Origin of the sequence: Saccharopolyspora oryzae (genome assembly GCF_027853915.1) — a bacterium.
Classification (GTDB): Bacteria; Actinomycetota; Actinomycetes; order Mycobacteriales; family Pseudonocardiaceae; genus Saccharopolyspora; species Saccharopolyspora oryzae.
The window spans coordinates 1-21,683 of the sequence record NZ_JAQGLA010000028.1; the positions used below are offsets into that span (position 1 = coordinate 1).

At 70.0% G+C, this 21,683-nt stretch carries 22 protein-coding genes, 1 tRNA gene and 1 pseudogene; 13 read left to right on the forward strand and 11 right to left on the reverse strand.

Annotated elements, in window-relative coordinates:
- Positions 1 to 242 precede the first annotated feature (242 nt).
- On the forward strand, positions 243 to 845 hold the full coding sequence (locus tag OU415_RS18245) for a response regulator transcription factor (protein WP_270950072.1): 603 nt from the start codon (positions 243 to 245) through the stop codon (positions 843 to 845).
- A 64-nt stretch (positions 846 to 909) separates the two neighbouring features.
- Here OU415_RS18245 and OU415_RS18250 read toward each other — a convergent pair whose 3' ends face one another.
- On the reverse strand, positions 910 to 2,037 hold the full coding sequence (locus OU415_RS18250; RefSeq protein WP_270950073.1) for a sensor histidine kinase: 1,128 nt from the start codon (positions 2,035 to 2,037) through the stop codon (positions 910 to 912).
- Positions 2,038 to 2,198: 161 nt separating this feature from the next.
- Between OU415_RS18250 and OU415_RS18255 the strand changes: the two genes are divergently transcribed.
- Positions 2,199 to 3,242, forward strand: a complete 1,044-nt coding sequence (locus OU415_RS18255; RefSeq protein WP_270950074.1) for a hypothetical protein — start codon at positions 2,199 to 2,201, stop codon at positions 3,240 to 3,242.
- A gap of 56 nt (positions 3,243 to 3,298) precedes the next feature.
- Here OU415_RS18255 and OU415_RS18260 read toward each other — a convergent pair whose 3' ends face one another.
- Positions 3,299 to 3,943, reverse strand: coding sequence for a DUF4232 domain-containing protein (locus OU415_RS18260; protein WP_270950075.1), 645 nt, complete (start codon positions 3,941 to 3,943; stop codon positions 3,299 to 3,301).
- A gap of 280 nt (positions 3,944 to 4,223) precedes the next feature.
- On the opposite strand from OU415_RS18260, the gene OU415_RS18265 reads away from it, so the two are divergent.
- Both OU415_RS18265 and OU415_RS18270 read left to right on the forward strand, forming a co-directional pair.
- Positions 4,224 to 4,299: transfer RNA gene (locus tag OU415_RS18265), tRNA-Lys, on the forward strand.
- A 69-nt stretch (positions 4,300 to 4,368) separates the two neighbouring features.
- Positions 4,369 to 4,740 carry a hypothetical protein gene (locus tag OU415_RS18270; protein WP_270950077.1) on the forward strand — a complete coding sequence of 124 codons (372 nt, stop codon included), beginning with the start codon at positions 4,369 to 4,371 and terminating at the stop codon, positions 4,738 to 4,740.
- Between the two features lie 84 nt (positions 4,741 to 4,824).
- Here the strand turns inward: OU415_RS18270 and OU415_RS18275 are convergent, their stop codons facing one another.
- The 5 genes from OU415_RS18275 to OU415_RS18295 all read right to left on the reverse strand — a co-directional run bounded on the left by OU415_RS18275 (position 4,825) and on the right by OU415_RS18295 (position 10,370).
- A complete protein-coding gene (locus OU415_RS18275; protein ID WP_270950078.1) occupies positions 4,825 to 6,207 on the reverse strand; it encodes a pyridoxal phosphate-dependent decarboxylase family protein in 1,383 nt (460 codons plus the stop codon).
- 462 nt (positions 6,208 to 6,669) lie between these two features.
- Positions 6,670 to 7,896: a hypothetical protein gene (locus OU415_RS18280; RefSeq protein WP_270950079.1), complete on the reverse strand. Its 1,227-nt coding sequence runs from the start codon at positions 7,894 to 7,896 to the stop codon at positions 6,670 to 6,672.
- Between the two features lie 128 nt (positions 7,897 to 8,024).
- Positions 8,025 to 8,306, reverse strand: coding sequence for a muconolactone Delta-isomerase (catC, locus tag OU415_RS18285; protein WP_270950080.1), 282 nt, complete (start codon positions 8,304 to 8,306; stop codon positions 8,025 to 8,027).
- Between the two features lie 2 nt (positions 8,307 to 8,308).
- Positions 8,309 to 9,166 carry a catechol 1,2-dioxygenase gene (gene catA / locus OU415_RS18290; RefSeq protein ID WP_270950081.1) on the reverse strand — a complete coding sequence of 286 codons (858 nt, stop codon included), beginning with the start codon at positions 9,164 to 9,166 and terminating at the stop codon, positions 8,309 to 8,311.
- Positions 9,167 to 9,224: 58 nt separating this feature from the next.
- Positions 9,225 to 10,370, reverse strand: coding sequence for a mandelate racemase/muconate lactonizing enzyme family protein (locus OU415_RS18295; protein WP_270950082.1), 1,146 nt, complete (start codon positions 10,368 to 10,370; stop codon positions 9,225 to 9,227).
- Between the two features lie 313 nt (positions 10,371 to 10,683).
- On the opposite strand from OU415_RS18295, the gene OU415_RS18300 reads away from it, so the two are divergent.
- Entirely contained in the window at positions 10,684 to 11,241 is a 558-nt protein-coding gene (locus OU415_RS18300) for a nuclear transport factor 2 family protein (RefSeq protein WP_270950083.1), read from the forward strand.
- Positions 11,242 to 11,306: 65 nt separating this feature from the next.
- Positions 11,307 to 11,861 (forward strand): annotated as a pseudogene (locus OU415_RS18305) (response regulator transcription factor); the annotation flags it as partial.
- 215 nt (positions 11,862 to 12,076) lie between these two features.
- Here the strand turns inward: OU415_RS18305 and OU415_RS18310 are convergent.
- The 4 genes from OU415_RS18310 to OU415_RS18325 all read right to left on the reverse strand — a co-directional run bounded on the left by OU415_RS18310 (position 12,077) and on the right by OU415_RS18325 (position 15,788).
- Positions 12,077 to 13,324, reverse strand: coding sequence for an amidase (locus OU415_RS18310; RefSeq protein WP_270950084.1), 1,248 nt, complete (start codon positions 13,322 to 13,324; stop codon positions 12,077 to 12,079).
- Positions 13,321 to 13,605 carry a hypothetical protein gene (locus OU415_RS18315; RefSeq protein WP_270950085.1) on the reverse strand — a complete coding sequence of 95 codons (285 nt, stop codon included), beginning with the start codon at positions 13,603 to 13,605 and terminating at the stop codon, positions 13,321 to 13,323. Before OU415_RS18315 ends, OU415_RS18310 begins: the two co-directional genes overlap by 4 nt.
- A gap of 28 nt (positions 13,606 to 13,633) precedes the next feature.
- Complete coding sequence (locus OU415_RS18320; RefSeq protein ID WP_270950086.1) at positions 13,634 to 14,140, reverse strand: flavin reductase; 507 nt, start codon at positions 14,138 to 14,140, stop codon at positions 13,634 to 13,636.
- A gap of 184 nt (positions 14,141 to 14,324) precedes the next feature.
- On the reverse strand, positions 14,325 to 15,788 hold the full coding sequence (locus OU415_RS18325; protein ID WP_270950087.1) for a PAS domain-containing sensor histidine kinase: 1,464 nt from the start codon (positions 15,786 to 15,788) through the stop codon (positions 14,325 to 14,327).
- A 133-nt stretch (positions 15,789 to 15,921) separates the two neighbouring features.
- Between OU415_RS18325 and OU415_RS18330 the strand changes: the two genes are divergently transcribed.
- The 7 genes from OU415_RS18330 (at position 15,922) to OU415_RS18360 (ending at position 21,609) form a co-directional block, all read left to right on the forward strand.
- Positions 15,922 to 17,061, forward strand: coding sequence for an acyl-CoA dehydrogenase family protein (locus OU415_RS18330; protein WP_270950088.1), 1,140 nt, complete (start codon positions 15,922 to 15,924; stop codon positions 17,059 to 17,061).
- Between the two features lie 101 nt (positions 17,062 to 17,162).
- Positions 17,163 to 17,543 (forward strand): hypothetical protein, encoded by a 381-nt coding sequence (locus OU415_RS18335; protein ID WP_270950089.1) that lies wholly within the window; start codon positions 17,163 to 17,165, stop codon positions 17,541 to 17,543.
- Between the two features lie 14 nt (positions 17,544 to 17,557).
- Positions 17,558 to 18,829, forward strand: a complete 1,272-nt coding sequence (locus OU415_RS18340) for an aromatic ring-hydroxylating oxygenase subunit alpha (protein WP_270950090.1) — start codon at positions 17,558 to 17,560, stop codon at positions 18,827 to 18,829.
- Positions 18,822 to 19,337 carry an aromatic-ring-hydroxylating dioxygenase subunit beta gene (locus tag OU415_RS18345; RefSeq protein ID WP_270950091.1) on the forward strand — a complete coding sequence of 172 codons (516 nt, stop codon included), beginning with the start codon at positions 18,822 to 18,824 and terminating at the stop codon, positions 19,335 to 19,337. Before OU415_RS18340 ends, OU415_RS18345 begins: the two co-directional genes overlap by 8 nt.
- On the forward strand, positions 19,334 to 20,071 hold the full coding sequence (locus OU415_RS18350) for an SDR family NAD(P)-dependent oxidoreductase (protein WP_270950092.1): 738 nt from the start codon (positions 19,334 to 19,336) through the stop codon (positions 20,069 to 20,071). The genes OU415_RS18345 and OU415_RS18350 overlap by 4 nt, the downstream gene beginning before the upstream one ends.
- Before the next feature lie 14 nt (positions 20,072 to 20,085).
- Positions 20,086 to 21,027, forward strand: a complete 942-nt coding sequence (locus OU415_RS18355) for a PDR/VanB family oxidoreductase (RefSeq protein ID WP_270950093.1) — start codon at positions 20,086 to 20,088, stop codon at positions 21,025 to 21,027.
- Positions 21,028 to 21,102: 75 nt separating this feature from the next.
- Entirely contained in the window at positions 21,103 to 21,609 is a 507-nt protein-coding gene (locus OU415_RS18360) for a hypothetical protein (RefSeq protein ID WP_270950094.1), read from the forward strand.
- Positions 21,610 to 21,683 lie beyond the last annotated feature (74 nt).

The following is a 21,683-nucleotide window of genomic DNA, read 5'->3' on the forward strand; positions in this document are numbered from 1 at the left end:
GTGTTCGAACACTGTTACGCACTCACGACCCTTTCTTACAGATTCTTACAACGTTTCCGACCATCCCTTACAGCTGCTCGACAACTCTTCGCAGGCGACGTCGGCATCGGTAGCGTTCCCGGTGTCCGAAGATGGCCGGTAAGACACGGCCCCGAACAATTCCCGCCGTATCGCGACGAACAGTCGAAGCTGCCTGTGCTCCGGCGCGAACCGGCGAAGTGTGGGAGTGAATCGCCTTGCTGATGCGCGTGCTGTCGGAAGTCACGGTGTTCGCCGACCGACCGGAACTGCAGGAGAAGGTCACCCGGATGCTGAGCGAGGCCCCGCAGCGCTCGCTCACCGACGTCGCGGTCCTCGCCTTCGGCGGGGCCACCCCGGTCGAGCAGCTGCAGCACTGCGTGTCCCGGCTCAGCCGCTCCTACCGGGTGCTGGTGGTCCTGCCGGAGCAGGCGTTCGACCAGGTCCCGGAGCTGCTGCGGGCCGGCGCCCTGGGATTCCTCGGAACCGGCTGCGACCAGCAGGAATTCCACGACGCGCTGGCTGTGGTTGCCCGCGGCGCGGTGTACGTGACGTCCGGTTCCCGGGCGGCCCTCACCGGTGTCAGCGCCGAGTCGGAGTCGGTGCAGCAGCTGCTGACACGCCGCGAGCAGGAGGTCCTGCGCTGGATCGCCGACGGCTACACGCACTCGCAGGCGGCCCGCCGGATGGGCCTGTCCGCGGCGACCGTCGACACCTACGTCAAGCGCATCCGGGCCAAGCTCGAAGTCCGGAACAAGGCCGAGCTGACTCGCAAGGCCATCGAGCTGGGCATCGTCCGACGGGAACCTCTTCTAACGGCTGCGTGAGAGGCACCGTTTCAGCTGGTCAGAGATCGTGAGTACTTCGGGGTGCTATAGCGCCCCGAAACGCTCACGAGGCGCTACCAGCGGCGAGCGGGATGGTGGCGGTGAAGCGGCAGCCGCCCTCGATGTTGTCCACCGCCACCGCGCCGTGGTGCGCCTCGACGATTCCGCGCACGATGGCCAGGCCCAGCCCGCCGCCGACGTCCTTGCCGGACGGCCGCGCCGGCGCCCCGCGCCAACCGGGTTCGAAGACATTCGCCAGGTCCTCGGGCGGAATCCCGCCGCAAGCGTCCGAAATGGACAGCACCGCCATCCCGTCCGCGGAGTGCGCGCTCACCGTCACCGCACCGCCGGGATGCGTGTGCCGGACGGCGTTGCCGAGCAGGTTGCCCAGCACCCGGTTGATCTGCCGGACGTCCACCCGGACGTCGAGGGACTCGATGCCGCCGGGCACCAGCCGCACCCCGCGGTTGCGGGCCTGCGGCTCGATCGCGGTCACCGCATCGTTGATCAGGTCCGGCAGCGACACCGGCGTCAGCGACAGGGTCAGCGAGTTGGACTGGATGCGCGACAGGTCGAACAGGTCGCCGACCAGCTGGTCCAGCCGCTGCGTCTCCTGGAGGATCAGCCCCAGGTAGCGGTCCTGGTCGCGGGCCATGCCGTCCTGCAGCGCCTCGGTCATGGCCCGCAGTCCGGCCAGCGGCGTGCGCAGGTCGTGCGAGACCCAGGCGATCAGCTGCCGCCGCGAGGCCTCCAGAACCCGCTCCTGCTCGCGCGAAGCAGTCAGCGCCGCGCTGGTCGCGGCGAGTTCCTGGGTGAGCACGGCGAGTTCCGCCGAGCCGGACTGCGCGGGTGCGGCGAACCGCCCGTCCTCGCCCATGGTCCGGGTGGCGCGCGCGAGGCTCCGGCTGCCGTTGAGGATCCGCGCGCCGAGCAGCAGGCACAGCGCCAGCGACACCGCGGTCGTCGGGATGCAGGCCAGCAGCACGGCGATCATCGCCTGCTCGGTGAACACCCCGAGGAATCCCAGCGCGGCGAAGGTGAACGCGATCTCGATGACGGTCACCACCGAGAGCACCATCATCATCACGACCAGCGAACTGCGGCGCATCAACCACAGGACCACGGCGCCGAGCACCCCGACGGCCACCGAGCACCAGAGCGAGACTAGTGCGACGAAGAGGAGGTCTCGCATGGCCTTCATTTCTGTTCGCGGCAGCGGATTGTTGACGTTCGGTGAAGGTTCCCCCGCGCAGGTTTCCCCCAGAACGGGCCAAAGTATAAGGTACTGAACGGAAAGCGGTGTCCGGTTCGGGGATCGGCGCCGGTCCCGGATTTCTGGAGTTAGTGATACGAGTGGCGTCGGAAACTGACCCGAATCGCGGACCGGAAGGCGAATCCCTGGAATCGCTGCCGCCGGAACTGCGGATCTACGTCCCGGCGGAAGGCACCCCGGTGGAACCGGTCGAACGGGCCGAGCCCTCCTACGAAGAGGTCCCGCTGGCGTCCCTGTCCGGCACCGCGCAGCCGCCGCAGCCCGCGCCCGCCGAACCGACCCCGGCCAAGGGAGTCGGCTTGCCGTCGAAGTTCTCGCTGATCGCCTTGGCGGCGGCGGCCATCGTCCTGGTGTCGGTGCCGTTCGTGATCGCGCTGCTGATGACCGGTGACCGCGAGGACGAGCACGTCGCGATCGGGATGAACGCGCCTCAGCCGCAAGAGCCCGGCAACGGCCCCCTGCTGTCGGCCCAGGAGCCGCCGCCGGAAACACCGGTCGATGCGCTGCCGGCCGAGCAGGGCGAGCCGGTCCGGACCGAACCCGACACCCCCGAGCAGAACGCCGGCCCGCCGCCGGTCGAGCAGCCGACCCGGGTGTCGCTGGTCGCCGGACCGGGCTGTGCGAACAACGCGCAGCAGAAGTACGAGGCGGTCGGCTACTACTCGAACGGCACCGAGGGCTGGTACACCCGGAGCGGGGGCAGCGCCGAAGCCGGTTGCCGGGGCAGCTTCGACGCCATGCCGATGTCGGGGGAGGCCAACACCTCGGATTCCCAGCACTTCGGCAAGTGGACGTTCGACGTCTCCGGTGACCTGAAGGTGGCCGACTGCGCACTCTCGGTGTACATCCCCAATGACAGCGACCGCCGCAACGTGGGGGCCACCGCGGCCCACTACTCGATCTTCAACAGCTTCGACCAGGGCGGGGCGAACGTGATCGCCGTCAAGGACGTCGACCAGGTCGCGAACCTCGGCAAGTGGGTCGACCTCGGCACCCACCGCATCGACCAGGGCAAACTCTCGATCAAGCTGCACAACCGCGGTGAGGACTACAAGGAGGGCGCCGACGGCGAGGGCGCCCACGTCGCAGTGACCCAGATCCGCGCCAACTGCACCCCTGCTTGAGAAGACGAAGGGCGCTTCTCCGCCGAGTCGGAGAAGCGCCCTTCGAGCTCTTCGGATCAGAAGACGGTGACGCCCTGGGCGGCCGGCTGCAGGGAGCCGACCTCGATCGACTTGATCGGGTACTCGGGGTAGCCGCCGGCGCTCGGGTCGGTGACGACCTCGGCGTCCACCGCGCCCGGGCTGCCCGGCAAGCCGACCTTGAAGCCGGTGGCGACCTTGACGTCGGAGTCGCCCTTGTCACCGGTCTCGATCTTCACCCCGGCGAAGGCGGTCTGGCCCGGGGCGACCTCGAAGGAGGTCGGCGCGCCGGGGACATCGACCTGCTTGGCCTGCACGTCGATGTCCGCACCGGACATGTCGGTGCCGACCAGCGTCGGGTAGCCGTTGACCGTGCAGGTCTCCTTCGAGTTGTTGGTGGCCGCCAGCAGCAGGATGCCCGGGCGGTCCGGCTGGACGTTCAGCTCGACCTTGAAGTTGCCCGCGGAGCAGGCGGCCTCGCTGCTGGTCTCGTCGCTGGCCTGCTCGGTCTTGGCCTCGGTCTTGGCGTTGGTCTCGCCGGTGGCCTGCTCGGCGGTGGCGCTGTTGGTGCCCTGCTCCGGCGAAGGCGCGTTGGTCGCTCCCTGAGCGCACCCGCTGAGCAGAGCGACACCGCCGACCAGCGCGACAGCAGCACCCAGCGTACGAGTCCGGTTCAGCAACATGGTGTTCCTTCCGTATCAGGTTGAGCGTCCCGCGCCCTTTGCCCCGTAAGACGCGCACCCCGGGCCGGGGTTGCATCCCTTTGCCAAACTAATGGTCGATCTCGCCGACCAGGGATTCCGGCACCCGGTGCTCCCGCTGCCCGATCAGGGCCGTGACCAGCGGGTGGAGGTCCGGACCAGGTGAATCGCCCGCTCCGCGGCCGGGCTGCGACCGCCTCGGAAGAGAAACCGGCCACCAGTACCGCACAAGATCGTCCGGACCTTGTAACCTGGGGCACGCGGGTCGTTAGCTCAACTGGCAGAGCAGCGGACTTTTAATCCGCGGGTTCAGGGTTCGATCCCCTGGCGACCCACCAAAACCCCAGGTCACAGACCTGGGGTTTCGCATGTGCGGAACCGGGGGCCGGGATGCCGATGATCGTGTGGTGGCGCAAGCCGCCCAGTGGCAAGGGGCGACCCGACGGTCGGGCCTGCTCGTGGCGCGCGTGTGCGTCGTCGGCCCTTGGGTCTACCTCGCGTTCTTCCTCCCGGTGGCGATCCTGGCGCCGATCACGGCGCTGGCCGGCTTCTGGGGGCTGCGGCTGGTGGTGGTCCTGGCCGTGGCGGGTCTGGTCGCCGTGGTGGTCCGGCATCCCCACGACGATCAGGACGGCGACCTCACCTTCACCCTCGGCTTCGGGTCGGTGCTGCTGGTGGTGCCCGCCCTCGCGGGCGCGTACTGGCCGCTGGCGCTGCTCCCGCTGATCGTGCCGATCCTCATGATCGCCGCAGCGATCCGCAGGCGCCTGCGTCGATGAGCGCGCGGGCCGGGAAGACCCGTGTCCGAGAACGAGCGTGTTGGATGAGACCGTCCACTTAGGACCAGCTCGTAGGTCGTTGCGTCACAACTCGTGCACCGCTGCTCGCAGTGCCGACACCACTCGGTGGGCGTCGGTTGCGGTGGTCTGCCAGTTGCTGAAGGCGGCCCGCAGCGCGGGCACGCCGTCAAGGACGGTGGGGGTCAGGAATGCCTCGTCGACGATCTGCTCGGTGAGCGCGGAGAGCCGTTCGGCGGTGGGGTCGTCGGCGAGGGTGAAGCAGACGACGTTCAGGCGGACGGGTGCCAGGAGTTGCAGACCGGGGGTGCTGTCGACGGCGTCACCGACGGTGCGTGCGCAGGCGATGCACCGCTCGGTGATCTCGCGATACCCGTCCCGCCCGTAGGCGCGCAGGGTGAACCAAGCGGGGATGGCGCGCAGGCGGCGGGAGTTCTCCGGGGTGAGGTGGGCCGTGTCGGGGGTGTCGCCGAGCGGGCCGAGGTAGGCCGCCGCGTTCTGGAAGACGCGCGTCTGCAGGTCGGGGCGGCGGGTGAACTGCACGGCGCTGTCGTAGGGCACGTTCAGCCATTTGTGCAGGTCGATGCAGATGGAGTCGGCAAGGTCGAGGCCGTCGACCAGGTGCGCGTGCTCGGGGGACAGGGCGGCGAAGGCGCCGAACGCGGCGTCCACGTGCAGCCAGAACGGGTAGCGCTCGCGCAGCCCGGCGATGGCCCGCAGGTCGTCGAAGTCGACGGTGTTGACGGTGCCCGCGTTGGCGATCACGATGCACGGTCCCTCGTCCTCGGCCAGCGCGCGCTCCAGCGCTGCCAGGTCGACGGCTTCCCTCCCGGGCTGGGGCGGCACCTGGACCAGAGAACGGCGCCCCAGGCCGAGCACGGACAGCCCCTTGGCCGCGCTGGAATGCGCGGCCCCCGAGAGCACCCGCACCCCGCCGAGCGCGCCCGCTCCGTGCTCGGCAGGTGAGACGCCCTGCTGTTCTCCGAGCCATTCGCGGGCGACGGCGAGGCCGACGGTGTTGGACATGGTGGCGCCGCTGACGAAGGTCCCGCGCTGCTGGTCGGACAGGCCGAACAGGGACCGCAGCCAGCCGATCGCCTCGCGCTCCAGGTGTTGCCCGGCCGCGTCCAGGGAAGTGAAGGAGTTCTGGTCCCAGGTCGAGGTCATCCAGTCGCCGGCCAACGCAGCGGGCGTCACCCCGCCGGTGACGAATCCGAGGTACCGCGGTCCAGCGCTCGTCGACAGCGCGGGTTCCCAGCGTGCGGCGAACTCCTCCAGCGCGGCCTGCAGCCCAGCCCCCCGCGCGGACAGCGGGGCCGGTTCCGGCAGCGGAGCTGCGGGCACGACCTTCCGCTCGGAGAACTGGGAGAGCACGTCAGCGGCGTGCTGCTGGACGGCCGCCAGCAGCTGCGGCAGCTCATCGCGGTCCGTGGCGAGTCGCGGGTGCATGGAATGGCTCCGTTCGTGGTGTCCGAGCACGACCGTACGGAGCCTCCCGGCCCAGCGCCTGGTCCAATTCCGGGAATCTGGACTCGAGCCGATCAGCTGGTGCGGCACCGGGACCAGCGCCGGAAGGTGCGGAGAAAGCGGCGCGCCTCCGCTCTGCGATGCCAGAGCGAAGGCGCGCGGTTCGTTCGTGCTCGCCCGGCCTACTTCTTCATGCTGCGAGCGATCAGCGCCACGACCGCGATGATGACGATCAAGACACCGACCATGACGAGAATCTCGTAGACCCCAGGCATTCCAAACATGCCCGCAAGTGTCCCATGAGGACGTCCCCGACCGTCGAGTCCCAGTTGCGGGTACGGCGATCCCGCTGAGCGATCAGCCGCGTTCGGAGGGTGTCCATAGAGGATTCGCCAAGAGGGTCTTGCGGACGAGACCGGCAGCGGGCCCGCGATTTCGGTGGGGTCAGGCGGTGCGGTGGCGGGCTGCTGCGCGGATGCCGAGGAGGAGGGGGAGGGAGCCGACCTCGCGGATCACGGTGGGGAGGCTCGGGGCTTCGAGGATCGGGGTTCCCGTGCGGAGTTCGGCGCCCAGGGCGGCGAGGTCGATCTCGAGGAAGGTGACGTCGGAGCTGTACAGGCGCTCCGCGCCTCGTGGTGCCGTGCCGCGGATTTCGGTGCTCGACACCGACAGCTCGGTCAGGCCGAAGAACTCCGGTTTCGCGCCGCGTTCCATCCAGCGCGCGAAGCCCGTCATCTCGGTGCCCGCGATGGCGTCCGGGCGCACGCCCGTCTCCTCGCAGAACTCGCGCTCCATGCCCGCTCGCAGCACGTCGGCCAGGGTTTCGCGCGCTTCGCCGTCGGCGTCGGTCAGGTCGCGGGGTTCCAGGGATCCGCTGCCGGACGGGGCCTGCAGAAGCGGGCTGGCCGTGTTGCGGTCGGACTGGCCCACCAGGAGCAGCAGGCCGTCGGTGGTGAACGCCAAGGTGGAGATCCCCACGACGTCTGAGAGGACGCTGGCCGCCAGGGTGACGATCCGGCCGGACGTGTCGGTCAGCAGGCGGCGGCGCGGGTCGAGGTCCTCGCCCGTCTCCCGGTTGGTGATGCGCATCGTGCACAGCTCGTTGGAGCACTGGAAGTCGAAGTACCGGGCGCGGTGCAGCTGGATCTCCGCCTCACCTACCCCCGGCAGCGGCTCGGTGCGCATGCCCACCACCGGGCCGTTGAACAGCAGGCGCCCTCGGGCCCGGATGGGCAGCACGTGCGGGGCGGTGGCGCGCAGGATCGGCGGGAGCCGGTAGGGCTCGTCGGCCACCCGCACGGTGAACCGCCGTTCCCGCAAGCTGCCGTCGATCCCGTCGCTGATCAGCGCGGTTCCGCGGTTGGGCAGGTAGCAGTACTCGGCGTCCGGGTACGCGGCCGGCGGCGGGAACGCCTCGTGCGGGAACGGCGCGGCGATCAGCGAGAAGTCGTGGGAGGACCAGCGCCGCCGCAGGTTGCGCAGGTCTCGCACGAAGGTCGCGGACCCGAGCAGCAGGGCGATCACCGAGATCACGACGCCCACCGCGCTGGGCAGGATGGTGACGGCGCCGAGCAGCACGCCGAGTGCGGAGACCAGCACGGGCCATTCGCGGACCGCTAGGAACCACGTGTAGTCGGCCTTGGAACGCGTGCGGCGCAGCAGCTTGAACAACCGATTCTCCCGAGAGTTCCGGAACTCGGCCACAGTAGGGCAAGCGGCGCTCGTCGCGGGAGGGTTCGTCGGGAATCGCCATCGGGGTGGGTTCTGCGGCGAACCCACCCCGATGGTCCGAAGTGGACTCAGTCCTTGATGTCGGACGGGTGCTTGGCCAGCGGCGTGACCTCGATGTCCATGTACTGGAACAGCGGCAGGCCGGACAGCAGGGTGTGCAGCTCGTCGTTGGACTCGACGTCGAAGATCGAGATGTTCGCGTACTCTCCGACGATGCGCCAGATCTGCGGCCACTTGCCGGACCGCTGCAGCTCCTGGGCGTAGGCCTTCTCCCTGGCGATGATCTCGGCCTTGGCGTCCGGGTCGAGGTCGTGCGGCAAGCGCACGTCCATCCGCACGTGGAACAGCACGGTCAGTCCTCCTGCGGGTCGAGCGCGAAGCTGTAGTCGATCTTAGCGCTGCCGTCGGCCTGGGTGACCGGCGAGAGGATCAGCTCCGGCTTGACCGCGCTGGCGATGTCGTCGTCGTTGTGCGGGTCGCCGGGGAAGTACAGCTGCGCTATGAGCTGCTGGTGGCCGGGCGCGGAGACCTTCACGTGCAGGTGCGCCGGGCGCCACGCGTGCCAGCCGGCCGCGGCGATCAGCTTCCCGCAGGCCCCGTCGGTGGGGATCTGGTACGGCGCGGGCTGGATGGTGCGGATCCGGAACTTGCCGTCCTCACCGGTGGTGAACGTGCCGCGCAGGTTCCACTCCGGCAGGCCCGGGGCGAACTGGCTGTAGAAGCCGTCGGAGTCGGCGTGCCACAGCTCCACGGTCCCGGCCAGCGGGGTGCCGTCGACCGAGGTGATCGCGCCTTCCCACAGCAGCGGGGTGCCGGCCTCGTCCTCGCGCATCGGCAGCTCGGCGTCCGCGCCGCGCTCGGGGGCGTTCGGGGCGTAGTACGGGCCCTCGATCGAGCCCTTGCTGCCCTTGCGGTCGGCGGTGGCCACGTCCTCGACCACGTGCTCCACCCAGACGTCCAGGAACAGCGGCCACTCGCCGTCCGCGCCGACCTGGATCAGCCACGCCTTCAGCGCGTTGTACTCGTCGTAGGTCACCTGGTGCTTGCGGATCGTCTCGTGGATCGCGCCGATGACCTCGCGCGCGAGCAGGTCGACGCGCTCCTTCGGGGTGTCCTTGACCGCGTCGTACGGCGACTTGTCGTGGTGGAAGCGCTCGGTCGCGGCAGCGCCCGAAGCGGCTGCCGTGGCGGTCTCGTCAGCGGCGCTCATCTGGGTCCTCCATCCCGTTTGCGTGAGCGGCGGCGGTCGCGAGAACGACCGCCGCCGCTCACGAGTCCTGGCGGTAGTGGGCGAGCTTGTCCGGGTCGATCTCGACCCCGATCCCGGCGCCTGGCCGGACCCGCAGCTCGCCGTCGCGGATCCGCAGCGGCTCGGTGAGCAGGTCGTCGGTCATGTCCAGGAAGTTGGAGAGCTCCGCGGCGCGGTGCGAAGTCCGCTGGTGGGCGGCGCCGAAGGCGATCGTGCAGGCGGTGCCCAGCTGGCCGTCGATCTGGTTGCCCATGACGACCTCGAGGCCGAGCCCCTCGGCGAGGTGGTGCGCGCGCTGCGAGCCGGTGAACCCGGTGCGGGCGGTCTTGATGCTGATGGCGGTGGCCGAACCGCCGAGCACCTCGCGGGTGATGTCGGCCGGGGTCACCGCGGATTCGTCGGCGATGAACGGGACGTCCAGGTTGCCGACCAGCCAGCGCCTGCCGAGCACGTCGTCGGCCGGGCAGAGCTCCTCGGCGAAGATCAGGTCGACGTCGGCGAGCTGGCGCATCGCGCGCAGCGACTCGGCCGGCGTCCAGCCGCGGTTGCCGTCGACGTAGAGCTCCACGGCGTCGCCGAACGCCTCGCGGAGCGCGCGCACCACGGCGACGTCGAGCTCGACCGGGCGGCGGCCGACCTTCACCTTGAACGTGCGGATGCCGTAGGTCGCCACCATCCGCTCGGCCTCGGCGACCATGTTCGCGGGCTCGTCGAAGCCGAGCATGTGGCTGACCCGGAGCCGGTCGGTGTAGCCGCCGAGCAGGTCGGTGACGTTGAGGCCGGTGGTCTTGCCGAAGGCGTCCCACATCGCCATGTCGATCGCGGCCTTGGCGGTGGGGTTGCCGACGGTGCGGTCGAGGCGGGCGCGGGCGACCTCGCGCTGGGTCAGGTGCAAGCCCGTGACCTGCGGAGCGAAGAGGGAGTCGACGACGGCGACGATCCCGGCCTGCGTCTCGCCGTAGGTGAACGGGCGGGGCGGCGCTTCGGCCACGCCGATGACGCCGTCCTCGGTGTGCACGCGGATCAGCACGTGCTCCGCGGCGTGCACCTCGCCGGAGGCGAACTTCAGCGGTTTGGCGTAGGGGATGGCGAACGGGATCGCTTCGAGCGCGGTGATCCGGGTTCCCGCGCTCGGAGTGTCCACTGTGGAACCCTGCTCGGCCATCCGGACTCCTCGGGGTCGCGCCGTTGCCTGGATGGTTGCCGAGCGTAAGCGCTGGTCCGGCGGTGCGGAATTGGTAGAGCTCCCCAGCGGGCGTAGGGGAAACCTTCAGCTGGAGCACTGGTGATGCGTCTGACCTGCGGTTATGTTTTCGATGTGGGTGATTTGCCGGGGTTTGCGGGGTTCCGCGCGGCGTGCGTTGGTGCTATCCATTAGGTCCGGCCCCGAAGTCCGCTGCGCCCGCTCCGGCGCAGCCCGCCGCGATCGTCCACTGTGCACTCCTGAGTTCCGGTCCGGAACATCCCGTGAGGTGAACATGTCGTTGGAGAAGACCGTCGCCGAGCTCGCCCGCCGGGTCGAGGTCCTGGAGGCCGAGGCCGAGATCCGCCGGATCCAGGCCCGCTACATGTTCCTGTGCGATACGCCCTGCCCCGAGTTCGGCGTCCGCGACGACGCCCACCGCATCGACCTGATCATGGAGCTCTACGCCGAGGACGCCGTCTGGGAAGGCGTCGGCGAGTACTACGACGGCCAGTTCGGCCGGGCCGAGGGCGCCGCGGCGATCCGCGCGCACTTCGAGGCCTTCTGGGGCGAGAAGCAGGACCCGGCACTGCTGCTGAACGCGCACTACCTCACCTCGGAGCAGATCCACGTCGACGGCACCGAGGCGACCGGCCAGTGGATCCACGTGCAGCCCTGGCTGTTCTCCGACGGCAAGGCCCTGCTGCGCTCCAGCCGGCTGAACAACGCCTTCCGAAAAGACGCGGATGGTTGGAGGATCACACGTACGCGGACCGAGAACGTGTTCATCGCGCCGCTCGCCGCGGACTGGGCCAGCGACCACCCGTCCGCGTCGGTGCTGATGAAGCCGTGACCGGGCGGGCGGTGGCCGACGTGGAGGAGGCGGGGCCGGTGACCTCGGAGAACACCGAACCGGTGGTGCACATCGTCGACGACGATGCGGACCTGCGGCAGTCGCTGGTGTTCCTGCTGGAGAGCATCGGCGTCCAGGCCCTGACCTACCCCGACGCCGGCACCTTCCTGGCCGAGTTCGACCCGGCCGAGGTCGCCGTGGTCATCGTCGACGTGCGGATGCCCGGGATCAGCGGCTTCCAGCTGCAGGACCGGCTGCTGGAGATGGACTACCCGGCGCCGGTGGTGTTCTGCTCGGCCCACGGCGACATCCCGATGTCGGTCCGCGCCGTCACCCGCGGCGCCGTCGACTTCCTGGAGAAGCCCTACCAGCCGCAGCGGATGGTGGAGCTGGTCCAGGCGCAGCTGGACGAGGCCCGCCACCGCTTCGCCGAGCACGCCGAGCGCAGCGCCGTCGCGGCCCGCCTGCAGTCGCTGACCCCGCGCGAGCGGGAGGTGTTGCGCCTGGTCATCGAGGGCCTGCCGAGCCAGACCATCGCGGGCAAGCTCGGCACGAGCGTCAAAACCGTCGACGTCCACCGAGCCCGCATCAAGGCCAAGGCGGACGCCGAAAGCCTCGCCACCCTCGTCCGCGACATCCTCCTCCACCGAGTAGAGGTCAGGACGACTTGTCCACAGGTGTGGGCTTGTCGGGGTCCGCAGGTCCCCACACGCCGGGGTCCCGACACGCCCGGGTGTGCAGTTTCAATTGAAACTGTGATCCGCCGTGGGTGGGGTCCGCAGTTTCAATTGAAACTGCGTTCAGTCGTGGCTGAAGCCGTGGGGCGGCGGAGCGATCAGGGGTGGAGCGTTGATTCGGTCCAGCAGGCCGTGGTGAGGAGTTCGGACTCGCGGGTGCCGATGAGTTGGAGGCCGAGGGGGAGGCCTGATGGGGTGCGCATTGCCGGGATGCCGGCTGCGGGGAGGCCGAGGGCTTGCCAGGGGCGGCTGAGGATCGGGTCGCCGGTGGCGTCCAGGCCTGCGGGGGCTGGGCCGAGGGCTGCTGGGGCTAGGACGGCGTCGTAGGTGGAGAGGAGTTCCGCGACGCGGGTGCCTGCCTCGGTCGTGGTGCGGCGGGCGGTTTCGTAGTCGTGTTCCGGGGTGGCCGCGCCGGTCTTCAGGAGGGTTGCCAGCTGCGTGCTGATCTGGGATGACGCCGCCAGCTCCGCGGAGCGTTCGCGGGCGGCTTCGTAGGCCATGATCACCGGGTGGGCCTCGGCGAGTTGGGTGATCAGCTGCGGGTCAGGGAACTCGTCGATCACCGCGCCCGCGGCGCGCAACGTGGCGCAGGCACTGGACAGGGCGGTCGTCATCTGCGGGTCGACGTTGAACTGCGCGGCCGGCCACAGCAGCAGGCGCGGCGGTCGGTCCGCCGTCAGTGCGGCATCGGGTTCGCCGGTCAGGGCGGACCAGGCCAGGGCGAGGTCGGACGCGCTCGCGGTGAAGAAGCCGTGGCTGTCCAGGCTCGGGCTCAGGCCGGTGACCCCGTCGACCGGGAACCGGCCGCGGCTGAGCACCAGCGACGCGACGCCGCAGAACGCGGCGGGCCGGGTGACCGAGGCAGCGGTCTGCGATCCCAGCGCGAGTGGCACCTGACCAGCACCGACGGCCGCGGCCGAGCCGCTGGAGGAGCCGCCCGGCGTGTGCGGGAGCGCGGCCGGGTTGCGGGTCGGACCGGGCGCGAAGTACGCGAACTCGGTGGTCACCGACTTGCCGATCGGCACCGCACCGGCTTGCCGCCACGCGGTCACGATCGTCGCATCGGCCTCAGCGGCCCCGGCGGAAGCGCGCAGCTGCGATCCGCACCTGGTGGGCAGTCCTGCGAGGTCGATGATGTCCTTGACCGCGAGCGGAACCCCGCCGAGCGGCCCGTCGGCGACCGGGGAGACGTCCTGATCCAGCTCCACCCACGCCCGCAGCTCGGGCTCGGTCTCGGCGATCCGCGCGCGAGCGCGCTGGTGCGCCTCGGCGGGCGTGATGTCGCCGCTGTTCAGCGAGTTGACGAGCGAGCGCAGCGACCACGGCTGCCAGCGCGATCCGGTCACTGCTGCTCCCACGCCGCGTCGGCCACCCAGTAGTCCATGCCGCTGGCGCTGACGTCGTGCCGCCACTCCGAGGTCCGCCGCAGCGTCGGCTCCACCTCGGCGGTGACCGCGTCGGCCGCGTCCGGGCCGTCCGCCGCGACCGCCCAGTGGACCCAGTTCAGCTCGCGGCCCTCGGCGTCGTGGACGAACAGGTCGACGTGCCGCCAGCCGTAGCCGTGGGTGTCGTTGTAGCAGGTCAACGTCATCCGAGTCGGTTCGGAACCTGACGTGTCCGTGGGCATCCGGCGATCTCCTCTCCGCGGACGGGGCTCAGGCGCTCAGCGGGGTCAGGCTGTGGAAGCGGCGCTGGAAGTAGACGAGAGCACCGCTGTCCTCGCTGGTCAAGACCTTGTCGACTTCGACGAACATCACCGAGTGCGAGCCCTGGGCGCGTTCGGCGATGATCCGGCCGATGAGCGAGGCGGGCGCACCGCGCAGCACCGGGACGCCTTCGGACTCCAGGTCCCAGCAGTCCTCGGTGAACCGCTGCGCGGTCGGCACCTTCGTGGCGCCGGCGAAGTGCATCGCCAGGTCTTCCTGGTCGGCGCCGAGCACGTTGACGCAGATCCGGCCGTTGGCGACCAGGACGTCGTGGGATCGGCTGGACCGGTTGACGCACACCAGGACGGTCGGCGGCGAGTCCGTCACCGAGCAGGCCGCGCTGACGGTCATCCCGGCGAGCCCGTGGGCTCCGTCGGTGGTGACGACGTTGACGGCCGCCGACAGATTCGCCATCGCGGTGCGGAATTCGCGTTGGGACGAGGTCAGCTCGGGCACGATTCCTCCTGTGGCAGGACGGTTACCGGCACCGTTGAGACGCTACGCACGAGCCCGTCACCCCGGAATCGAGACTTCCCCGCGCCCAGCTGAGGATTTCCCCTACGCCCGGACCACCCCGCAGCTCCGTTTCCGCTGGTCAAGGCACGTGAGCACTTTGGGGCGCTATAGCACCCCAAAGTACTCACGACTCCGCCAGCGGGAGGGTGAAGCCGAAGCGGGATCCGCCCGAGTCGCGCTGCTCGCTCCAGATCGTGCCGTGCTGGCGGGTGATGATCCGGTAGCTCAGCGCCAGGCCGATGCCGCTGCCGTGCTCCTTGTCGGTGAAGGTCTGCTCGAACGGATCGCGCGGCAGCCCGCGGCCCAGGTCGTCGACGGTGAGGACCCCGGTGCCCCCGTCGATCCGGGTGGTGACGGTCAGCTGCCGCCGGTCCGGGGCGCACACCGCCATCTCGTCGATCGCGTTGAAGCACAGGTTGAGCACCACCTGCCCGGTCAGCACCCGCTCGCAGCGCACCGGCACCGGCTCCGGACTGCGCTGCACCCGCACCTCGACGCCCGCCGGATCCGCCCGCAACCGGACGAAGTACAGGCATTCCTCGAGGATGTCGTTGAGGTCGGCGACCTGCTGCACGTGCTCGAGGTGGCCGACGAACGCGCGCACCGAGCTGACGATGGTGGACGCCCGGTCGATCTGCCGCACCGCGTTGTCGATCCCGTACCCGACGCGCGAATCCGCCTGCGCCGCAGCGCGAGCACCGGCCAGGAAGTTCCCCGCGGCGGCCAGCGGCTGGCCGAGCTCGTGCGCGATGGCCATCGCCATGTCGCCCATCGCGGTGTAGCGCGCGTGGTAGTTCTCCCGGTGCATCTCGCGCTCCCGGCGCACCTGGCCGTGGACCCGCTCGGACACGTCGTGCAGGATCATCAGCAGCGCGTCGCCATCGGCTTCCTGCAGCCGTTCGAGGCTTCCCTCCAGGTAGACGGGGTCCGGCCGGCCCGGGATCTCCAGCTGCACCGAGGTGACCGGATCCGTCCGCGCCAGCACTTCGTCCCATGTGGACAGACGTCCGAGCATTCGCAGCCGCGCGTGGTCGGTGAGCAGCCCGATCGGTTCGCCGGGGCGCGCGCCGATGAGCGGCAGCGCGGTGTTGGTGGCGAACCGGATCGTCCCGGTGCAGTCCAGCATCAGCGCGATGGTCGAGGTGTGGTGCGCCAGCGCGTCCACCCACGACGTGGTCAGCCGCAGCTCGCGCTCCACCTCCTGCTCGCGCTCGATGTCCCGGAACTGGACCATCACCGCAGGTCCGCGCGCCAGCTCGACCCGGAGCGCGATCGCGTCGGTCGGGATCACCCGGCCGGACTTGGCGCGGTAGTGCCACTCGATCCGGCTCGCGCCCTTCTCGACGGCCTCCTGCAGCCAGGCGCGGCCGATCACCCGGTCGTACTGCTGGGCGGAGCTGCTCATGTGGTTGGCCTTGAGCGGGCGCAGCTCGTCGACGCTCCAGCCGAGCATCTCGCACGCCGCCGGGTTGGCCCAGAGGATGTCCTTGGTCGCGGCGTCGTGCAGCAGCACGCACATCCGGGTGGCGTGCACCATCGCGACGAAGTCCTGCGCCGTCAGTTCGGGCGCGCGAGGATCGACCTGCATCTGCCCAGCGTAAGGGCGGTTCGAGGGGGTCCGCACTGAAGGAATCCCCTACGGCGGCAGAGGCAATACCAATTCCGCGGTGGCGGGCGCGTTCGTAACGTCGAGAACCGTCCAGCAACGAGAGGGAGCTGAGATGGTGCACACCCTGCAAGCCGACGGTGTCACCTTCGAGGACGTGCTGGCGGAGCTCGCCGAGCGGCGGGTCGAGTTCCGCGAGCAGCGCTACGTGCCGAAGGACTTCATCGCCCGGCTCAAGGAGCTCGGGATCTACCGCGCCGCCACCCCGACGAGGTTCGGCGGCCAGCCGCTCGCCCCGGCGGACTTCCTGCGGCGGATCGAGCGGATCTCGGCGGTGGACGGTTCCACCGGCTGGGTCGCCAGCTTCGGTTCCGCCCTGGTCTACCTGGCCGCGCTGCCGCTCGAGACGCAGGCCGAGATCTACCGCGACGGCCCGGACGTGGCCTTCGCCGGCGGCTTGTTCCCGGTGCAGCCCGCCGAGCCGACCGAGACCGGTTTCCTGGTCGACGGCCGCTGGAAGTTCGCCAGCGGGTGCATGGGCGCCGACGTCCTCGGCGTGGGCATCCCCGGTGACGAGACCACCGCCGGCAAGCCGCGAACCGCGGTGCTGCGCCCCGAGCAGGTCGAGATCGTCCAGGAGTGGGACGTCGTCGGCATGCGCGGCACCGGGTCGTTCGACCTGGTGGTGCGGGGCGCCGAAGTGCCGCGGGAGTGGACCTTCATCCGCGGCGGAACGCCCACTGTGGACGAACCGCTCTACCGCTACCCGACGATCGCCTACGCCGCCCAGGTGCTCGCCGTCGTCGGCGCCGGGGTGGCCCGCGCCGCGCTCGACCACGCCGAAGAGGTCGGTGCCGGCTACGCCGGGGTCACCGGCGCGCCGAAGCTGGCCGATCGCCCCTACTACCGCACCGCGGTCGCCGGTGCGGAGGCCGCGCTGCGCTCGGCCCGGGCGTGGTTCTACGAGGTCAGCAACGAGGTCTGGGAGACCGTGCTGGCCGGTGACGAGGCCACCGACGAGCAGAACGCGCAGCTGCGGCTGTCCTCGGCGCACCTGGCGAAGACCTCCTCCGACGTCGTCGCCGGGCTGCTGGAGGTCTCCGGCACCGCGCCGATCAACACCGGGCACCCGCTGCAGCTGCTGCACGGCGACGCGCTCGTCCCCAAGCAGCACGCCTTCCTGGGTCCGTCGATGTACGACGCGGCGGGCGCGGTTCTGATGGGAATGCCGCCCACCACACCAGGTTTCCGCTGAGAAGTGGCTGGTCAGGCCTCGTGAGCGCTTTGTGGGGCTATAGCACCGCAAAACGCTCACGGTCTCTGACCAGCGCTGATCCCACGACGAAGGAGGTCCGCATGACGGCTCAGCCGCTCCGCGTGCTGTTCTGCATCGGCATCAACCAGAACTTCTTCGACCTGCCCACCGACGGCATCCAGATCGGTGACGTCTGGCAGGCGTTCGTCTCGATGATGGACCAGCTCAAGGCGCTGCCCGGGGTGGACTTCATCGGCGACATGGACGACGACTCGCACATGGTCGGACCGTCCGAGGGCTGGCCCTGGACCTGCTACATCCTCGCCGACGTCGACTCGCAGGAGACGGTCAAGGCCGCGTGCAACCTCTTCCGCACGACGCAGGTCGCCGACGGGCCCGCCAAGCTGTGGCGCTTCGCCCGGATCGAGGCCCGGATGGGCCGCGCGCTCACCGTCCGCGAAGACGTCGAGCTTCCCGACTGACCAGGGAGATCCCGATGACCGACAACACCACCGCCGCTGCCGATCTGGTCGCCGGGGACCGGGTCGCCGGCCGCCTCTACACCGACCCGGAGATCTTCGAGCAGGAGCTGACCAAGATCTTCGAGCGCACCTGGGTGTGGGTCGCGCACGAGAGCGAGCTGCCCGGTCCGGGCACCTTCAAGTCGACCTACGTCGGCAAGCAGCCGGTGATCGTCACCCGCGACCGCAAGGGCGAGCTGCGCACCCTGCTCAACCGCTGCCGCCACCGCGGCGCCAGCCTCTGCGAGAAGCCCAGCGGCAAGGCCAACGGCTTCACCTGCCCGTACCACGCCTGGTCGTACGGCCTGAACGGGCAGCTGCGCGGCATCCCGTACCCGGACGGCTACGAGGGTGTCGTCGACAAGTCGGAGCTGTCGTTGAAGAAGCTGCGCACCGAGACCTACGGCGGTCTGGTGTTCGCGACGTTCAACGAGGACGCCGAGCCGCTGGAGGAGTTCCTCGGCGACGCCCGGCAGTGGATCGACCTGTTCATGAAGCAGGGCGGCGGCTACCCGATCAAGGTGCTGGGCAAGCACCAGTTCAAGTTCCGCGGCAACTGGAAGATCCAGCTGGAGAACACCACCGACGGCTACCACTTCCCGATCGTGCACCGGTCGTGGATGGCGTCGGTCGACGCCGAGACCGCGGACATGATGTCGTTCATGAACGACCCGGCCGCGATCACCCACGACCTCGGCAACGGGCACAGCGTGATGCAGATGGTGCCCGAGCACTCCGACCTCGACGCCGACGACGGCAGCGAGCCGTTGCAGGGCCGGTTCGACGACCTCGTCGCGGAGCTGTCGAAGACGCTGGACGAGGCGCAGGTGCGCAAGCTGGTCCGCGCGATGCACGGCACCGGCTTCAACCTCAACCTGTTCCCGAACGTCTCGATGTCCTCGGCGTTCTTCCGGGTGCTGCGCCCGATCGCGGCCGACGAGACCTACATCGAGCACGTCGCGATCGGTCCGGACGGCCCGCCCGAGGTCGACGCCGTCAACCGCGAGCGGCTGCGCATCCACGAGCACTTCCAGGGGCCGTTCGGCTTCGGCACCCCCGACGACGCGGAGGGCTGGGACCGGGTGCAGCGCGGCGCGCAGGGCGCCCCGGACATGCCGATCATGGTCAACCGCGGCATCGGCCGCGAGAAGGCCAGTTCGCAGGGGTGGCCGACCGCCCACGTCACCGACGAGACCGGCATGCGCGCGGCCTACGGCAAGTGGAAGGAGATGATGGGCGATGACTGACGCGACCGCGGTGGAATCCCGGCTGTCGACGACCGATCCTCGCGTGGTCCGGGCGATCGAGCTGGTCTGGCGCGAGGCCGAACTGCTCGACCGCAAGGACTACGTGGCCTGGAACGAGCTGTTCGCCGACGACGGGCTCTACATCATCCCGATCGACCCGGAGACCGAGGACTTCGCGAACTCGCTCAACATGGTCTACGACGACGCCCGCATGCGGCAGATGCGCGTGACCCGCATGATCGAGGGCTACGCGATCGCTGCGGTCGACGCCGCCCGCACGGCCCGCACGGTGTCCCGCTTCGTGCCGGAGTCGGTGTCCGATGACGAGGTGGTGCTGCGCTCGGCGCAGATCATCGTCGCCTACAAGCGCGGTCGTCACGACATCTGGGCGGGCGACCTGGTGCACCGGATCCGGCTCTCGGAGTCGGGTGCGGACCGCATCGTGCAGAAGGTCGTGCGGCTCGTGGACAGCGAGGACGCCGTGCCGGCCGCGGGATTCCTGCTGTGAGCGCGCAGGTCGCGGTGGTGACCGGCGGGGCGAGCGGGCTGGGCGAGTTCATCGTCCGCCGCTTGCACGCCGAGGGCTACCGCGTCGCGGTGTCCGATGTGGACGATTCCGCGGCGTTGGCCGCGGAGCTGGACGGCACCGGCGCCACCGCGCGCAGCTACCGCGTCGACGTGCGCGATCGCGCTGCCCTGCAGCAGCTGCTCGCCGACGTGGTGGCCGACTTCGGCGGCGTGCACGTGCTGGTCAACAACGCCGCCCGCACGCAGGCGACGCCGCTGATGGAGATCACGCCGGAGGAGCTCGACGCCGTGATGGCGGTCAACTTCACCGGCACCTTCGCCGCCTGCCAGATCTTCGGCGCGCACTTCGCCGACCAGGGCTACGGCCGGATCGTCAACATGGCCTCGCTGGCCGGGCAGAACGGCGGGACCGCGACCGGTGGTCACTACGCCTCGTCCAAGGGCGCGATCATGTCGGCGACCAAGGTCTTCGCCCGGGAGCTCGCGCCGCGCGGGGTCACCGTGAACGCGGTGTCGCCGGGGCCGCAGGACAGCCCGATGGTGCGGGCCATCGTCGGGGAGGACTCGTTGGAGTCGTTCGCGGAGAACATCCCGGTCCGCAGGCTCGGCGACCCGGCGTTCATCGCCCGGATGGTGGCGCTGCTGGCCTCGCCGGAGGCCGCCTCGGTCACCGGGGCCTGCTGGGACGCCAACGGCGGCCTCTACATGCGCTGATGAGGGGAGTCGCGATGAAGGTCCGGGTTGCGGAGGTGGTCGACGAGGCCGTCGGCGTCCGCGCGCTGAAGCTGGTCCGCGACGACGGCGCGCCGTTCGACGCCTACCGGGCGGGTGCGCACGTGGACGTCACCGGCCCGACCGGTGTGCTGCGCCAGTACTCGCTGTGCGGGCGGCCCGACGACCGCGAGTCGCTGCTGATCGCGGTGAAGCGGGAGCCCGAGTCGCGGGGCGGCTCGGTGGCGCTGCACGCGGTGGAGGTCGGCGAGCACCTCGAGGTCTCGGCGCCGCGGAACCTGCTGGGCATCGCTGAGCAGGCGGAACGCCACGTCCTCGTGGCCGGCGGGATCGGTGTGACCCCGCTGCTGGGCATGGCCCACGAGCTGCACCGGGTCGGCGCGGAGTTCGAACTGCACTACTTCGCCCGGACCCGCGACGAAGCCGCCTTCGCCGACCTGCTCGAGCACGAGTTCCGCGAGGACGTGCACCTGCACTTCGGCGTCCCCCGCGCTGACCAGCCGGCCTTGCTCGCCGAGGTCGCCGGCCAGTTGACCCCGGCGGCGCACGTCTACACCTGCGGTCCGCAGGGGTTCATGGACCAGGTGACCGGCGTGTTCGCCCCCGTCGTCGGCGAGGACCACGTGCACGTCGAGCACTTCACCGCCGCCGAGGTCGACACCAGCGCGGACACGTCGTTCACGGTGGAGCTCGACACCGGGGAGGTGTTCGAGGTCCCGGCCGACAAGTCGATCCTCGCCGTCCTGGAGGAGGGCGGCGTCGACGTGGCGAAGTCCTGCGAGGAGGGCATCTGCGGCTCGTGCGTGTCCGGAGTCCTCGAGGGCGTCCCCGACCACCGCGACAACTGCCTGTCCAGCTCGGACCGGGCCGCGGGCGACCAGATGGCGCTCTGCGTTTCCCGCGCGCTGTGCGACAAGCTGGTGATCGAGCTGTACTGACTCGTGAGCGGCGATGGTGGTTCTCGCGACCATCGCCGCTCACGACTGTCGGGCCCCTGCGTGATGATCGCGCCCATGCGAACACTGGTCGATGAAGAGGTTCCGGTCCACTACGGGCAGATCTACGTGGAGAGCGAAGTCGAAGACGCCGATCTCGACGCGTGTTTCGCCGAGCAGAGCAACGGGCTGTGCGGTGCTGCCGAACCCGGAATCCTGTTCCTGATCACCGGATTGCACACGGGCGATGTCGGTTTCACCATCGAGCTCCACGACCAGGCTCCGCCGCTGGACGAGACCTGGGAGGAGATCGTCGAGGCGTCCTACCGCCCGGTGGGCGATGTCGCGCTCGTCTTCTGGTCGGGCGATGACGCCCGATCGCTCGACCTGCGCGAGATCGACTACCGGGTCCGCTACTGCGCGGTCGGCATGGATGCAGCGCGAGAGCAGGACACCAGGATGGACGACGAACCGCTGGTCGACCGCTACCTGCTCCAGTTCTGGCCGGCCCCGCCCGCGCCGGACCGAATCCTCAAGCGGACCAGCGAAATCGCCGACTACTGGCACGGGGCCGCCGGGAACTGATCCCGATGCGGGTCCTAAGTGGACTCCGGACGGCGGTGAGCGCGAACGCCGCAGCGCTCGCGCTCACCCTCTTG